We start from the raw sequence: 14942 nt of genomic DNA on the forward strand, positions 1-14942 counted from the left end.
CCACTCCACGAGAGGCGTTCGCCACTGAGGTCGCCATGGGTCGAGAAGGGGACGCGCTCGACTCCACACGTCGCGGGAACGACGCGCGATCCGTCGTGCGCCGGATCGTCGCGGCGACGACGGCCATCGCGTTGGCGGTGCTCGGAGTGGCGGCCGCCGGTTCGGCCGCCGACGCGATCCCGGGCGTGCCGCGAGCGCTTCCCACCCCGGTCTTCTTCGAGAACTTCCAGAACCAGACGGCGACCAACGGCATCCGGATCGGTCAATACACCGGTGGCCCGGCGGCCGGCAACTCGACCTATGTGACGAGCCCCGCCTGGGCGCCGACGGGCAACCAGTGCAACGGCTGGATCCTCCGCTCGAGCACTCCGCGCAATGCGGTGGTGACGGGCGTCGACTCCGGGTGCGATGCGACCGCGTGGTCGTTCCTGCAGGGCATGGCCACCGCGATCGGGCTCTACCGCGGAGAGGCGCTCGCCACGGCGCAGACGAACCAGATCCTGTCGGCCTACTCCAACGGCGGGACCAATCCGGGGCCCGGCGTCCAGTTCCAGACCGCGCAGCCGATCACCGGCACGATCGTGCCCGGCCACTTCTACCAGATCAGCGCGATCTACGGCGCCGCGAACTGCGTGTCCGAAGGTCCGGGCCTCGGCCGGGTGGATCCGTCGCTCACGTTCAACCTCATCGAGAACCAGACGGGGTCCGGCCCGGCGCCCGGCACCGGCGCAGGGACGATAGCGACCCTCGCGAGCGGGCTGAACCCGTGCACGGACGCGGCGGCGCGGGTCATCACGACCGGCGGGCACACCTACCACGTCGCCAGGTTGAACTCGGCGGGCTTCCGGATGCCTGCCGGCGTCACCAGTCTCGGCGTTCAGCTCTACAACGCCACCGGAGCGTTTCGCGGCAACGACTCCGGCTTCGACGACCCCACGATCGTCGACGCCACGCCCCAGCTGGACAAGGAGTTCTCGCCGTCGACGCTCCCGGCGGGACAGAACTCCACACTGACCTTCACGATCACCAACACCGACGAGCTCGCTGCCAAGGACGGGTGGACGTTCTCCGACACGCTGCCGGCCGGACTCGTCTTCTCCGGGGCGGCCACGACCGACTGCCCGGCAGGTGTCGCGACCATCACCGGCACTCAGATCACGGGCACCGGCAATCTCGACGAGGGCATGGCCGCCTGCACCTTCACCGTCCCGGTCACCTCGGCGGAGGCCGGAACGTTCACGAACGGACCACCGAACATCGGCATCCTCGACGGCCTGCTGACGCCGGGCAGCAGCACGGTGGTGTTCACCACGCCGGATGCGCCGGCCATCTCGCTCGTCAAGTCGACGAGCCTCACCGATCCGTCGCAGTTCATCGTCGGCGCACCGGTGACCTACTCGTTCCTCGTCACCAACACCGGCAACGTGCCGCTCACCGCGATCGCCGTCTCCGAGACGGTGTTCTCGGGTACGGGTCCGCCTCCTGTCGCCTCCTGCCCGGCCACGACACTGGCCGCGGGTGCGTCGATGACCTGTACGGGCACCTATACGATCACGCAGCCCGACGTCGACGCGGGCTCCGTCACCAATACGGCGCAGGTCACGGGGACGCCGCCGACGGGCCCGGCGGTGACGGACACCTCCGACGCCGTGATCTCGGGCGCGGCAGCGCCGGCGATCGACCTCGTCAAGACGGCGAACGCGTCGGGCGTGGGGAGTCCCGCCCGGCCCGGAGACCCGATCGTGTACAGCTTCACGATCAAGAACACCGGCAACGTGACCCTGACCGGCGTCAGCGTCGCCGACCAGCTGGCGGGACTCGGGACGATCACGTACACCTGGCCGGGCGTCGCCGGCACCCTGGCGCCGGGGGAGTCCGCCACCGCGACGGCGACCTACTCCGTGCTGCAGTCGGACATCGACGCCGGAAGCGTGCGCAACACCGCGACCGCGGGCGGTACCCCGCCGACCGGGCCGCCGGTCGAATCCGGCCCGCAGTCCACCGTCACGCCTCTCGCGCCCGCGCCCGCGCTGGCGCTGACGAAGAGCGCCACCGCGGCCTTCTCCACGCCGGCGGCGGTCGGCGACCCGATCACGTTCTCCTTCACGATCACCAACACCGGCAACGTCACGCTGGACAGCGTCGCGATCACGGACCTCCTGCCCGGTCTCCCCGCGATCGCGTACACCTGGCCGGGCACGGCGGGCGTTCTCGCACCGAACGGGCAGGCGACGGCGACGGTGACCTACCCGATCACGCAGGCCGACATCGACGCCGGCCACGTGGCGAACCAGGCCATCGCGAACGGGACGACGCCGCAGGGTGCGGACACGCCGTCGAACACGGCGGACACCGACACCCCGATCCTGCGCGCTCCGGCCATCGCCCTGACCAAGTCGGCCAACGCCTCCGGCATCCACCACCCCGCCGTCGTCGGCGACCCGATCGTCTACACGTTCACGGTGACGAACACCGGGAACACCATCCTCACCGCCGTCACCATCACCGACCAGCTGGCCGGGCTGCCCGCGCCGGCCTTCACCTGGCCGGGAGCGGACGGCGTCCTCGCGCCGGGCCAGTCCGCCACCGCGACGGCGACCTACGCGGTGACGCAGGCCGACATCGACGCGGGGAGGGTGGTCAACAACGCCACCGCGACAGGGACGGCGCCGGACGAGTCGAGCGTGACCTCGCCGCCGGCGAGCACGACGACGTCGCTCGGCACCGCGCCCGCCCTGTCGCTGGTCAAGTCGGCGAGCCCGAGCGGCCCCGCCCAGTTCGTCGCGGGCCAGCTCATCACCTACTCGTTCGTGGTGACCAACACCGGCAACGTGAATGTCGGCGCCCTCGCCATCCAGGAGGTCGTGTTCTCCGGCAGCGGGCCTGCGCCCGTCGCGACCTGCCCGCCCGGTGTGCTCGCTCCGGGCGAGCAGGCCACCTGCACGGCGACATACACCCTCACCCAGACCGACATCGACGTCGGACACGTGACCAACACGGCGATCGCGACCGGGACGGCGCCCGATGAGAGCAGCGTCCCCTCCAACGACTCGTCGACGACGATCCCGGCGATCCCGGCACCGGCGCTGACGCTGCTCAAGTCCGCCGACCCGACCTCGGTGTCGACGGCGGGGCAGACCATCCTGTATCGCTATACGCTCACCAACACCGGCAATGTGACGCTGACCGCCTCGACGGTGGCGGAGACCATCTTCACCGGCGCCGGAACGGCGCCGACGCCGGTGTGCCCGCCGGCCGCGGCCTCGATGCTGCCGGGCGCGACCGTCGTCTGCACCGCCGCCTACGTCGTCGTGGCGGCCGACCTGACCGGGGAGCCGATCCAGAACACCGCGACCGGCACGGCCACGGGTCCCGGCGGAGGCGCCGTGACGACACCGCCGGTGACCGTGCTGGTCGACACCGTCGTCCCGACTCCGCCGCCGCCCACCCCGACGCCGCCTCCCGAGACCGGAACGGCGGGCACACCCCTGGCCGGCACCGGCTCCGTGGTGTCGATCGGCGCGATGGCACTGGCCGCCGCGCTGATCGTCGCGGGAGCGATCACGGTATCGGTCCGCCGGCGCTGGCGCGGCGGGAACGGTGACGACGGGCGGCCCACGCACCCCCAGGGGTAGACGGGCGATTTCCCCCGCCTGCCCCGGATGTCGGATAATAGGGGAGACATCCACGAAAGGGGAGCTGCATGGCGGCCATGAAGCCGAGGACCGGGGACGGGCCGATGGAGGCTGTGAAGGAGGGACGGCTCATCATCGTGCGGGTGCCGCTCGAAGGTGGGGGACGTCTTGTCGTCTCCGTCAATGACGCGGAGGCCAAGGAGCTCCACGACGCTCTCGCGAGCGTCGTGAGCGCCTCCTGACGATCGACCCGATGAGAAGAGGCTCCGAGTGATCGGGGCCTCTTCTGCGTTTGCGGGACTCGCTCGTCCGCGGGCGCGCGCCTACGGCGTCAGCTTCGTCAGCTGCAACAGCCCGTCGCCGGCCGGGGAGAGCGCGCTGATGACGGCGCCGGAGCCGGCGGTCTCGCTGATCAGCGTTCGGTAGCCGGTCGAGAGCGGGTCGCGCGCGGCCGGGTCGGCGACCCTGCCGCGCCAGAGGGCGCGGGCGACCAGCACGGTGCCGCCCGGCCGGACGAGCCGGAGGCCGTGCTCGACGTACTCGATGACTGACTGCGGGTCGGCGTCGACGAAGACGATGTCGTACGAGTTCTCGTTCATCCGGGGGAGCACGTCCAGGGCGCGCCCGGTGATCAGCCGCACGCGGTTGGCCGCGATCCCGGCCTCGGTGAAGAAGGTGCGCGCGTGCTGCTGGTGGTCGACCTCGACATCGATGCTGGTGAGCTGCGCCTGCGTGCCCCCGGTGAGCAGCCACAGTCCCGACACGCCGACTCCTGTGCCGATCTCGACGATGTTCTCTGCGGCCGTCGCCGCGACCACGACGGCCGCCTGCGCGCCCGTACTCGGGGCGATGGGCTCGACGCCCAGCTCGAGCGACTGCTGGCGTGCCCGGGTGATGACTTCGCTCTCGACGATCACGTCGTCGGCGAATCTCCAGTTCGAGTCCTTGTCTGACACTGTTCTCCCGTCGGTGGCTCCGATCCAGAATAGGCCCACGGAATCCAGCATTCGCGCAGCCGCGCGCGATACTCTGTATGTGTGTTCGGCCTTACTCCGGAGAAACTCCTCATCATCGCGGTGATCGCCGCGTTCCTCATCGGTCCGGAGCGCCTTCCGCAGTACGCGGCCAAGTTCAGCCAGTTCATCCGCTCGATGCGCGACTTCGCCAACGGCGCCAAGGCGCGCATGAAAGAAGAGATGGGCCCGGAGTTCGACGACGTCGACTGGAAGAAGCTCGACCCCCGTCAGTACGACCCGCGCCGCATCGTGCGCGAGGCCCTGATGGACGACACCCCCGCTCCGTCGGCGATCAAGCCGGTGACCCAGTCGGCCTACGCGCAGCGCAAGGGCGCCCTCCCCTCGGGGTCTGTCCCGCCCTTCGACGCCGAAGCGACCTGACCGTCCGCACCCGCTCCCCGGCGGTCGCCCGCGCGTCGCGGATGACCTGACGCCCCGATACGTCTGTGCATCCAATACGATGCGGGAATGATCGCAACGCAGCAGTCGCTGAGCCGGTCGACCGTCGCCCGGTACGCCGTCGGCTCGCTCGGTACCGGAGGCTTCGCGACGCTTCCCGGACTGGTCCTCGTCTACTATCTGACCGAGTCGCTCGGGGTCGCCGCCTTCGTCGCCGGCGCGGTCGTGACGGTCGCCAAGGTCTGGGATGTCATCATCGATCCGGTGATCGGGGCGCGCAGCGACCGGATGCTGGCCGTGCGCGGCTCGCGACGGGCGATGATGCTGGTCGGTGCCGTGGCGCTTCCGGTGTTCTTCCTGCTGACGTTCGCCGTGCCCCCGGGAACCCCGACGTGGGCGTCCGCGCTCTGGGTCTTCCTGGCGTTCCTGATCACCGCGACGGCGTTCAGCCTGTTCCAGGTGCCCTACATCGCCCTCCCGGCCGAGCTCGCCGTCGGCTATGACGAGCGCACGCGGCTGCTGACGTGGCGGGTGGTCGTGCTCACCTTCGCTATCCTGCTGTTCGGCGCGGGCGGGCCGGCGCTCCGCCAGCTCGGAGGCGGCTCCGGGTTCGTCGCGTACTTCGTCATGGCCCTCGTTGCGGGGCTCGTGATCGGGGCGGGCATGTTCGTCTCCGCGTACGTCGCGCCGCGCCAGCAGCCCGCGGCCGTGCTCCCTCCGCGCGAGAGCGTGCTGGCCACCCTCCGCACCAACTACTCGGCCGGCATCGGCGCCCTCCGGGACAGCCAGCCATTCCGCGCGCTCCTGCTCACCTTCCTCCTGCAGGGGCTCGCGACCGGGATGATGCTGACCGGGGCGAACTACATCGCGACCTGGGTGCTGCACTCCGAAGACGCCGTGACACTGCTCTTCCTCGCCCTGATCGGCCCTGCCCTCGTCGTGACGCCGGTCTGGGGAATCGTCGCCCGCCGGATCGGCAAGGAGCGCGGCTTCCGGATCGCGAGCGTGCTGTTCGGCATCGGAGCACTCTCCATGCTGCTGCTGCTCTGGCTCCCCGGCGCGTGGGTCTATGCGTCCGTGGCGCTCGCGGGTGCGGCCTACGCCGGCATGCAGTCCCTCCCGATGTCGATGCTGCCCGACGTCATCTCGCACGACGCGCGCCGCAACGGGCCCGGCAAGGCCGGAACGTTCGGCGGCATGTGGACGGCGGGGGAGACGACAGGCATGGCGCTGGGTGCCGCGGCGTTCACCACGGTCATCGGGATCGCCGGCTACGTCTCCGGCGCGGCCGACCCGTCCGCGGCGACGGCGGGGATCACTCAGCCGACGAGCGCGGTCGCGGGCATCGTGCTCGCCTTCAGCATCATCCCCGCAGCGATCGTCGCGGCCAGTCTCGTGCCGCTCGTCCGCTACCGGCTACGGAAGGGAGACGTCGATGACGTCGTTTGACCGCAACGCGATCCTCGCCCGGTTGTCCGCGTTGCGCGCGGCCGATGCGCCGACCCACGGCGGCCACGTCCTCAGCTACGTGTACGACTCGGGGATCGCCGACCTCGACGAACTGGCTGCGGCGGCTGTTCGCCTCGTCCAGCCCGTCAACGGGCTCGACCCGACCACGTTCACCTCCGTCGCCGTCATGGAGCGCGAAGTGCTCGGATTCGCCCGCGAGCTCCTGCACGGCGGCGACGAAGTGGTCGGGTCGGTGACCTCCGGCGGCACCGAGTCGTGCCTGCTCGCGGTGAAGACCGCGCGCGAGGCCTGGCGCGCGGCCGCAGGCGTGGGCCGGCCGCGCATCGTCGCACCGGTGACCGTGCACGCGGCCTTTCACAAGGCGGCGGAGTACTTCGACCTCGACCTCGATCTCGTCCCCGTCGACGCGCATACCGGTCGCCTGGAGGCGGCCAGGCTGATCGAGCGGCTCGGGCCGGACGTCGCTCTGGCCGTCGTGTCCGCCCCGTCGTACCCGTACGGCTCCCTCGACCCGGTGGAGGAGGTCGCCGCGGCGTGCGAGGCCGCCGGCGTCGACCTGCACGTCGACGCGTGCATCGGCGGCTGGATACTGCCGTTCTGGCGGGAGGCCGACGGCTCGGCGGTCGCGCCGTGGGACTTCCGGGTCGCCGGGGTCACCAGCGTCTCCGCCGACCTCCACAAGTTCGGCTACGCGCCGAAGGGCGCGAGCGTGCTCCTGCAGCGCGGTCGCGACCGGCAGCGGCTGCAGTACTTCGCCACGACCGGCTGGCCCGGCTATCCGGTCGTGAACCCGACGCTGCTCGGCTCCAAGTCCGCGGGCGCGCTCGCGGCCTCGTGGGCGATCATCCAGGCGCTCGGCGCCCGGGGATTCGCAGAGCTCGCCGAGTCGTGCCTGCGTGCGACGCGGACGCTGGCGGACGTCGTCGCGGACATCGACGGGCTCCGGGTCGTCGGATCGCCCACCGGGCCGCTGCTGGCGGTGGAGACGGACGACGCCGTACCCGAGGAGGGGCGTGTCGACCCGCACCACTGGGCAGACCGGGCGCGGCGACGCGGCTGGTACCTTCAGCTGCAGCCGGGGCTGACCCAGCCCGACGGCACGCGCCTGCCGCACACGACCCACCTGACGATCACGCCGGTGACTCGCGATCGGCTGGACGAGCTGGAGGTCGCGTTGCGGGCCTCGGCGGACGAGGTGCGCGGCGAGCCGCAGGTCGACGCGGAGACGGCTTTGGCCGCCCTGCCGCCGCTCGGCGCGGGGCCGCTCGATTCCGACACCGCGGCGGGGATCCTGCGGGCGGTGGGGATCGCCGGTGACACCCCCGGCCTCCCGAGCGACCAGGCGCCCCTGCTGGCCCTGATCGAAGCGCTGCCGCGCCCGCTCACCGAGCGCCTCCTCGTCGAGCTCCTCGCCCGGATCGTCGAGCCCGCCTGAGTCGAGGGTGATGCTCCGACTGACCGTCAGGAATTGAAAGGCGATATGTTACTTTAGCGCGCGTGAAGCTTACTCGACCCCGACGGACCGCGCTCGTGATCTCCGCCGTCCTTCTCGTCATCCTCGTGACGGTCTCGCAGTTCAGCGCGTTCGACAACCCGTTCGATGCGAGGTCGGTCGGCGAGCTGGACACCGGCGGATTCGGATTCGACGCCCCTCCGATCGGGGCGGGCAAGATCGCGATGTGGCTGGCCGTGCGGATCCTCGCGGGGCTCGTCCTCTACGCGGCGGCCTTCTACGCCCTCCGATTCGCGGAGCGACTGCGGGCCGGAGACCCGGTCTACCGCCGCTGGCTGTGGGTGGCGGTCGCCGTCTTCGCCGTCAACATCGTCGTGCTGCTCCTCGTCTGGCCCGGCTTCTGGACGAACGACTCCTACTTCGTCATGGCGAAGGCCCAGCAGAACTGGATCTCCACCTGGCAGAACGTCTTCACGGCGGTCTATTTCCCGGTGAGCATGGTCCTCGTCCCGTCGGTGATCGGGCCGGTGATCGTGCAGGTGATGTTCGGGTCGATCGTCGCCGGCTACGTCGTCTCCCGCACCGTCGACACCCTGCGGCGCCCGTGGCTCGGATACGCGCTGCTGCTCCCGTTCCTGACGCTGCCCGTGCTGCTCTTCGACCAGTACCCGCTGCGCTCGACGATCCACGCCTACATCGAGCTCGCGGTGGTGTTCCGCATCCTGATCGTCCGGGTGCGGCCCGAACTGGTGGTGAACCGGTATCGCGAGTTCGTCTTCCTGTCGACCGCGATCGCGATGCTGGCGTTCTGGCGTTCCGAGTGCATCCTGTACCTGCTGCTGATCCCGATGCTGGCTGTGACGCTGCGGATCTTCCGGCGTCCCGACGCGGACGCACGACGGGGTCGCGCCGTCGTCGCGGTCGGTCTGGTGGCGGCCGTCGTGGTGGTCAACGTGGGAATCGCCGGTGTCCTCTCGAACGCGAAGTACACCGTGACCGCCGTTCTGAACCCGCTGTCCGTGATGCTCCAGGAGCCGCTCGGCGGCGCGGACCTCAAGGCGAACCTGGCAGCCATCGATCGCGTCATCGATCTGGAGCTGGTGCGCGAGATGCCCAGTGCGTACGACATCCCCTCGTACTGGACCGACCGGCTGATGCGGCCGGACTACAAGGCGCACATGGGGGAGTTCCAGCGAGCGTACGTGTCGCTGGTCGCCCAGAACCCGGGAGCCTTCCTCGAGGCGCGGGTACGGACGTTCCTGGTGACCAACTCGCTGGGAGACTTCCCCCGGAGGTATGCGCGAGGCCTCGAGGTCATCAACGTCGGTCGATCGCTCGACGAGACCCGGGCGGCGTTCGAACAGCGCAACCCGTCGATGGTGCCCTTCGACCGCGACTTCCAGGAGCAGGCGATCCGCGCCTTCCTCCTGCTCGACGCGCACGACGACGATCTGCCGCTCGGAGCACTGATCTGGAATGCCATCCCGGCTCTCGCCCTGATGCTCATCTTCTTCGTCGGGTCGATCGTGCGGCGGCGCTGGGTCTACGCGGGAGTGCTGGCCATCCTGCTCACGCGCGCCGGCATCGTGTTCGCGACGGCTCCCGCGCGCTAATTCATGTACTACCTCTTCGCCTACCTCGTCGGCGGGGTGGTGGTCCTCTACCTCGGCCTGCGAGGGCTCGACCGCGTCCTGCCGTCGCCCCGCGCGCGCCCGGACGCGTAGACCACGGCTAGCGCAACGACAAGCCGAGCTTCCGACCGGCGAGCCCGCGCGCACGCGTCGCCAGCTGCTCCGCGACGCCACGGATCGCGGCGGCCGCCGGGTCCTGCGGGTCGGTGACGACGATGGGGGCGCCTGCGTCGCCGCCGGCACGCAGCGGGACGCTCAGCGGCACGCTCACCAGCAGCGGCACCGGCTCGTCCTGACCGGCACTCAGCCGGCGCGCGACCTCGGCGCCTCCGCCGCTGCCGAACAGCTCGAGTACGCTGCCGTCGGGCTGCGCCAGGCCGGCCATGTTCTCGATGACGCCGGCGATGCGCTGACCGGTCTGCCGGGCGACCACCCCGCTGCGCTCCGCGACGTCCGCCGCCGCCGGCTGCGGTGTCGTGATGACGAGAACCTCCGCCTGCGGCAGCAGCTGGCCGACCGAGATCGCAACGTCGCCGGTGCCTGGCGGCAGGTCGAGCAGGAGCACGTCCAGGTCGCCGAAGAAGACGTCGCCGAGGAACTGCTGGATGGTTCGGTGCAGCATCGGCCCGCGCCAGGCGACCGCGGCGGAGGCCGAGTCGACGAACATCCCGATCGAGATCACCTTCACGCCGTAGGCCACAGGGGGCAGGATCATGTCGTCCACGCGAGTCGGACGCACCGCGACGCCGTCGGCGTCGGTCAGCCCGAGCAGGCCGGGAACGGAGAAGCCGTGCACGTCGGCGTCCACCACCCCGACGCGCAGGCCGCGCTCGGCGAGCGCGACGGCCAGGTTGGCCGTGACGGTGGACTTGCCCACACCGCCCTTGCCGCTGGTGACGGCGTAGATGCGCGTCAGGGAGTCGGGCCCGAACTGCTGCACCCTGGCCGCGCGGCCCCCGCGCAGCTTCTCGGTGAGCGCAGAACGCTCGGCGGGCGACATCACCGAGACGTCGACGGTCACCGCGGTGACGCCGGGCACGGCGGCGGTGGCGGCGCGCACATCGCGTTCGATGGCATCGGCGGCGGGGCAGCCGACGATCGTGAGCTTCACGCGTACGGTCGCGGCGCCGGCCGCGTCGACCTCCACACCGCCGATCATGTCCAGCTCGGTGATCGGCTTGCGGATCTCGGGGTCGAGGACGCCGCCCAGGGCGCGCTCCACGAGTCGGGCGAGGTCGGGATCAGGCACGCGCGCGGCCGCCATCGTCGGGCTCGACCTTCTCGAGATCCTCCAGCAGCGCGCGCAGCTCGGCCCGGATGAAGTCCTTGGTGGCCATGTCCTTGACCGCCAGGCGCAGCGCGACGACCTCCCTGGCCAGGTACTCGGTGTCGGCGAGGTTGCGCTCTGCGCGCTGGCGGTCCTGCTCGATCTGCACGCGGTCGCGATCGTCCTGCCGGTTCTGCGCGAGCAGGATGAGCGGGGCCGCGTACGAGGCCTGCAGCGAGAGCACCAGCGTGAGCGCGATGAACCCGAGCGCGGCCGAGTCGAATCGCCACGAGTTCGGGGCCAGCGTGTTCCAGAGCATCCAGGCCGCCACGAAGATGGTCAGCCCCAGGACGAACCAGGGGGTGCCCATGCCCCGCGCTATCCACTCCGTGAACCGGCCGAACCGGTCGCTCTGCTCCACCCGGTCGCGCCGGGGGAGCACCGATGTGCGGAGGCCCTTCGGGGCGTCCAGGCTCGCGTCCTGCCTACCTCGTGCCACCTGCGCCCCTCCTTCCGTTCACGATGCGGATACTGCCGGTCTCGTCGGACGGCGCTTTCACGGGCTCGTCCTCGTCTTGGCTTCGCCAGTCGTCGGGGAGCAGATAGTCGAGGATGTCGTCGATGGTCACCACCCCGACGAGCCGATGCTTCTCGTCGACCACCGGGACGGAGACGAGGTTGTAGCTGGCGAGGATGCGCGAGACCTCGGCAGCCGAGGTGTCGGCGGTCACCGGCTCCAGACTCGGATCGAGGAGTGTGCCGAGGCGCACGTGCGGCGGATACCGCAGCATCCGCTGGAAGTGCACCACACCGAGGAAGCGTCCGGTGGGAGCCTCGAACGGCGGCAGGGTGACGCACACGGCGGCGCCGAGCGCCGGCGCGAGCTCGTGCCGGCGGATCAGGGCGAGGCCCTCTGCCACGGTGGCGTCGGCCGAGACGATGATCGGCTCGGTGGTCATCAGGCCGCCGGCGGTCTCCGGCGCGTAGCTGAGAAGCATGCGGACGTCCTCCGCCTCCTCCGGCTCCATGAGCTCCAGGAGGTGCTCTCCGCGCTCGTCGGAGAGCTGCGCGATGAGGTCGGCCGCGTCGTCCGGCTCCATCTGGTCGAGCACGTCGGCGGCGTGGTCGTCGTCGAGACGGGACAGGATCTGCACCTGCTCGCTCTCCGGCATCTCCTGCAGGACGTCGGCGAGGCGGTCGTCGGGGAGCTCTTCCGCGACCTCCAGCATGCGCTCTTGCGGGAGGTCGAGGAGCGTGTTCGCCAGGTCGGCGGCCTTCAGCTCCGAGTAGGTCGCGATCAGCTGTTCAGCGGACTGCGCCTCGCCGCGCGCCTGCTTCTCGCGCACCTCGCTCCAGGTCGCGAAGGTCGTCGGGCCTTTGCCGAACGGCGAGGAGCCGGTCTTGGGTCGTCGCACGAAGAGCTGGCTGACCGCCCACTCGCCGGTGTCGGACTCCTCGATGGCGACATCCTCGATGGTCGCCTCTCCCGTGCCGTCGGTGAAGACCACCTTGCGGCCGAGCAGCTCGGCGATGACCCGGACCTCGCCGCCGCGCTGCTCGAAGCGGCGCACGTTGATCAGTCCGTTCGTGATGATCTGCCCGCTGGAGATGCTGGTCACACGTCCGATCGAGAGGAACACGCGGCGCTTGCCCGGGATCTCCACGATGAGCCCCACGACGCTGGGCGGATCGTCTTTGCGATACACGACCAGGACGTCGCGGACGCGTCCGACTCGGTCGCCGACCGGATCGAACACACTGGTGCCGGCCAGTCGGGCGACGAAGATGCGGGTGCTCACGACTAATAACTTAAGCCCTTCCGGCCGGGCGGACGGTGAGGATGGGAGAATGGGGCATGACCACTCCCAGCCCGCTCGGCGGACGAAACCGGATGCTCTTCCCGACGATGCCTCGGGGAGAGGTCGTGGCCACCTACGAGACGTACCTCGACGCGCAGCAGGCGGTGGACGTTCTGGCTCGCGCCGACTTCCCCGTCGACAAGGTGTCGATCGTCGGCAGCGACCTCAAGAGCGTCGAGCGCGTGACCGGAAAGCTGACCTGGGGCCGTGTCGCGCTGGCGGGTGCGGCCTCCGGTGCCTGGCTCGGCATCTTCTTCGGCCTCCTGCTGCTCATCTTCTCGCCGACCGTGAGCTACGCCTTCGTGATCGCGGCCGTGCTCATCGGCGCCGGGTTCGGGATGCTGTTCGGCATCGTGTCGTACGCGATCAACCGCCGACGCCGCGACTACACCTCCGTGATGCAGGTGATCGCCACGAGCTACTCGGTGCTGGTCGACCCCGACCTCGTCAACCGCGCACGCAACCTCCTCGGCGCCGAGCCGGACATCGCTCCCGCGTCCGGCGGGTGGGCGCAGCCGCAGCACCCGTCCGACCCGCCGCCGGCGCCGCCGACCGGCGACGACGAGCGCCCTCCGGCGCCGCCTGCCCCGCCCGCTCCGCCCGCCTGAGACCAGCGAAGGGCACGTGAACGCCCCTGAAACCGAGTTTTAGGGGCGCTTACGTGCCCTTCGTGCTAGGTGTGTCAGCTGAGGCGTCGCACCCACGCCTCCACGTCGTCCGCGGTGCGGGGGAGTGCGATCGAGAGGTTCTCTGCGCCGTCGGCGGTCACGAGGATGTTGTCCTCGATGCGCACGCCGATACCGCGGAACCGTTCGGGGACCGTCAGGTCGTCGGGCTGGAAATAGAGCCCCGGCTCGATGGTGAAGACCATGCCGGGCTCCAGCACGCCGTCGAGGTACATCTCCCGTCGGGCCTGGGCGCAGTCGTGCACGTCGAGTCCGAGGTGGTGGCTAGTGCCGTGCACCATGTAGCGCCGGTGGTGCTGGTTGTCGGCCTGCAGCGCCTCCTCCGCGGTCACCGGCAGCAGCCCCCACTCGGTTGTGCGGCGGGCGATCACCGCCATCGCAGCGGCGTGGATCTCGCGGAACCGGATGCCGGGACGCACGATCGCGAACGCGGTGTCCGCGGCCTCCCTCACCGTTTCGTAGACCAGGCGCTGGGTCTCGGTGAACGTGCCGTCGATGGGGAAGGTCCGGGTGATGTCGGCGGTGTAATAGCTGTCGACCTCAACGCCGGCGTCGAGCAGGATCAGGTCGCCGGGCACCACGGGTCCGTCGTTGCGCGTCCAGTGCAGGATGCACGCGTGCGGTCCGCTGGCGGCGATCGTGTCGTAGCCGACCGCGTTGCCGTCCGCGCGGGCGCGCCCGTTGAAGACGCCCTCCACGAGCCGCTCGCCCCGCGGGTGGGCGATGATGCGCGGGAGGTCGGCGATCACGTCGTCGAAGCCGGACGCGGTCGCGGCGATGGCCGCGCGCAGCTCGGCGACCTCGAAGGAGTCTTTGACCAGGCGCAGCTCGGACAGGTCGCGCGCGAGAGCGTCGTCGTCGCCGTGGTCCTCGGGGTCGAGGTCGGCGCCCGCTTCGGCGGCGAGGACCAGCCGTGTCGCATCGACGCGGTCGGTCAGGTCGGGGTCGGCCTCCCGCAGCACGAGGGTGGCGGCGTCGACCGCGTCGAGCACGGCCTCCACGTCGGCGATCCCGCGGGTCGGCAGGCCGAGGTCGCCGGCGACCTGTGCGAGCGAAGGCCGGGGGCCGATCCAGAACTCGCCGATCTCGGGGTTGGCGTAGAACTCGTCGGAGTCGCGGCCCGCGCGCTCCCGGAAGTAGAGGGTCGCATCGTGTCCGGAACCGTTCGGCTCGAGCACCAGGACGCTGCCGGGCTCCGAGTCCGAGCCCCAGCCGGTGAGGTGCGCGAAGGCCGAATGCGCGCGGAAGGAGAAGTCCGTGTCGTTGGAGCGCTGCTTGAGCCGACCGGCCGGGATGATCAGCCGGCGCCCGGGGTACAGCTCGGATACGCGTGCGCGGCGCGCTGCAGCGTAGGACGCCTGCTCGCGGGCACCGGGGACCACCTCCGGGCGCTCCGCCCAGTCGCTGCCGATGTATGCGCGGAACGCGTCCGAACCGGGCGTGGTCGACCGGTTCTCGGTGGCGCGCGGGGCGTCCTGCTCTGTGCTGGCGGGTGCGGTGGTGTTCTCGGACGACATGCCGACCAT

General features: G+C 70.7%; 12 protein-coding genes. 7 read left to right on the plus strand and 5 right to left on the minus strand.

Going from position 1 to position 14942, the window contains the following annotated elements; translation table 11 throughout:
* The first annotated feature begins 35 nt into the window (after window positions 1–35).
* Together KNO15_RS18280 and KNO15_RS18285 are read left to right on the plus strand one after the other, a co-directional pair.
* Window positions 36–3635 carry a DUF11 domain-containing protein gene (locus KNO15_RS18280; protein WP_241705225.1) on the plus strand — a complete coding sequence of 1200 codons (3600 nt, stop codon included), beginning with the start codon at window positions 36–38 and terminating at the stop codon, window positions 3633–3635.
* A gap of 68 nt (window positions 3636–3703) precedes the next feature.
* Window positions 3704–3877, plus strand: a complete 174-nt coding sequence (locus KNO15_RS18285; protein ID WP_021764147.1) for a DUF3117 domain-containing protein — start codon at window positions 3704–3706, stop codon at window positions 3875–3877.
* An 81-nt stretch (window positions 3878–3958) separates the two neighbouring features.
* Here the strand turns inward: KNO15_RS18285 and KNO15_RS18290 are convergent, their stop codons facing one another.
* Complete coding sequence (locus KNO15_RS18290; protein WP_241705226.1) at window positions 3959–4591, minus strand: O-methyltransferase; 633 nt, start codon at window positions 4589–4591, stop codon at window positions 3959–3961.
* Window positions 4592–4672: 81 nt separating this feature from the next.
* Here KNO15_RS18290 and KNO15_RS18295 point away from each other — a divergent pair, with 81 nt between their 5' ends.
* The 4 genes from KNO15_RS18295 (at window position 4673) to KNO15_RS18310 (ending at window position 9586) form a co-directional block, all read left to right on the plus strand.
* Entirely contained in the window at window positions 4673–5032 is a 360-nt protein-coding gene (locus KNO15_RS18295; protein ID WP_208041799.1) for a Sec-independent protein translocase TatB, read from the plus strand.
* A gap of 87 nt (window positions 5033–5119) precedes the next feature.
* On the plus strand, window positions 5120–6499 hold the full coding sequence (locus KNO15_RS18300) for an MFS transporter (protein ID WP_241705227.1): 1380 nt from the start codon (window positions 5120–5122) through the stop codon (window positions 6497–6499).
* On the plus strand, window positions 6486–7955 hold the full coding sequence (locus tag KNO15_RS18305; RefSeq protein WP_241705228.1) for a pyridoxal phosphate-dependent decarboxylase family protein: 1470 nt from the start codon (window positions 6486–6488) through the stop codon (window positions 7953–7955). Before KNO15_RS18300 ends, KNO15_RS18305 begins: the two co-directional genes overlap by 14 nt.
* 62 nt (window positions 7956–8017) lie before the next feature.
* Window positions 8018–9586 (plus strand): hypothetical protein, encoded by a 1569-nt coding sequence (locus tag KNO15_RS18310; protein WP_241705229.1) that lies wholly within the window; start codon window positions 8018–8020, stop codon window positions 9584–9586.
* Between the two features lie 118 nt (window positions 9587–9704).
* On the opposite strand, the gene KNO15_RS18315 is transcribed toward KNO15_RS18310, so the two are convergent.
* The 3 genes from KNO15_RS18315 to KNO15_RS18325 are packed head-to-tail and all read right to left on the minus strand — an operon-like array spanning window position 9705 to window position 12670.
* Complete coding sequence (locus KNO15_RS18315) at window positions 9705–10868, minus strand: Mrp/NBP35 family ATP-binding protein (protein ID WP_374113182.1); 1164 nt, start codon at window positions 10866–10868, stop codon at window positions 9705–9707.
* Complete coding sequence (locus KNO15_RS18320; protein WP_241705231.1) at window positions 10846–11370, minus strand: DUF1003 domain-containing protein; 525 nt, start codon at window positions 11368–11370, stop codon at window positions 10846–10848. Before KNO15_RS18320 ends, KNO15_RS18315 begins: the two co-directional genes overlap by 23 nt.
* Window positions 11357–12670, minus strand: coding sequence for a magnesium transporter MgtE N-terminal domain-containing protein (locus tag KNO15_RS18325; RefSeq protein WP_241705232.1), 1314 nt, complete (start codon window positions 12668–12670; stop codon window positions 11357–11359). Before KNO15_RS18325 ends, KNO15_RS18320 begins: the two co-directional genes overlap by 14 nt.
* A gap of 56 nt (window positions 12671–12726) precedes the next feature.
* On the opposite strand from KNO15_RS18325, the gene KNO15_RS18330 reads away from it, so the two are divergent.
* Entirely contained in the window at window positions 12727–13338 is a 612-nt protein-coding gene (locus tag KNO15_RS18330; RefSeq protein ID WP_241705233.1) for a general stress protein, read from the plus strand.
* A 74-nt stretch (window positions 13339–13412) separates the two neighbouring features.
* Here KNO15_RS18330 and KNO15_RS18335 read toward each other — a convergent pair whose 3' ends face one another.
* On the minus strand, window positions 13413–14933 hold the full coding sequence (locus tag KNO15_RS18335; RefSeq protein ID WP_241705234.1) for an aminopeptidase P family protein: 1521 nt from the start codon (window positions 14931–14933) through the stop codon (window positions 13413–13415).
* Between the last annotated feature and the right edge of the window lie 9 nt (window positions 14934–14942).

Source organism: Leifsonia shinshuensis (assembly GCF_022606355.1).
Classification (GTDB): Bacteria; Actinomycetota; Actinomycetes; order Actinomycetales; family Microbacteriaceae; genus Leifsonia; species Leifsonia shinshuensis_B.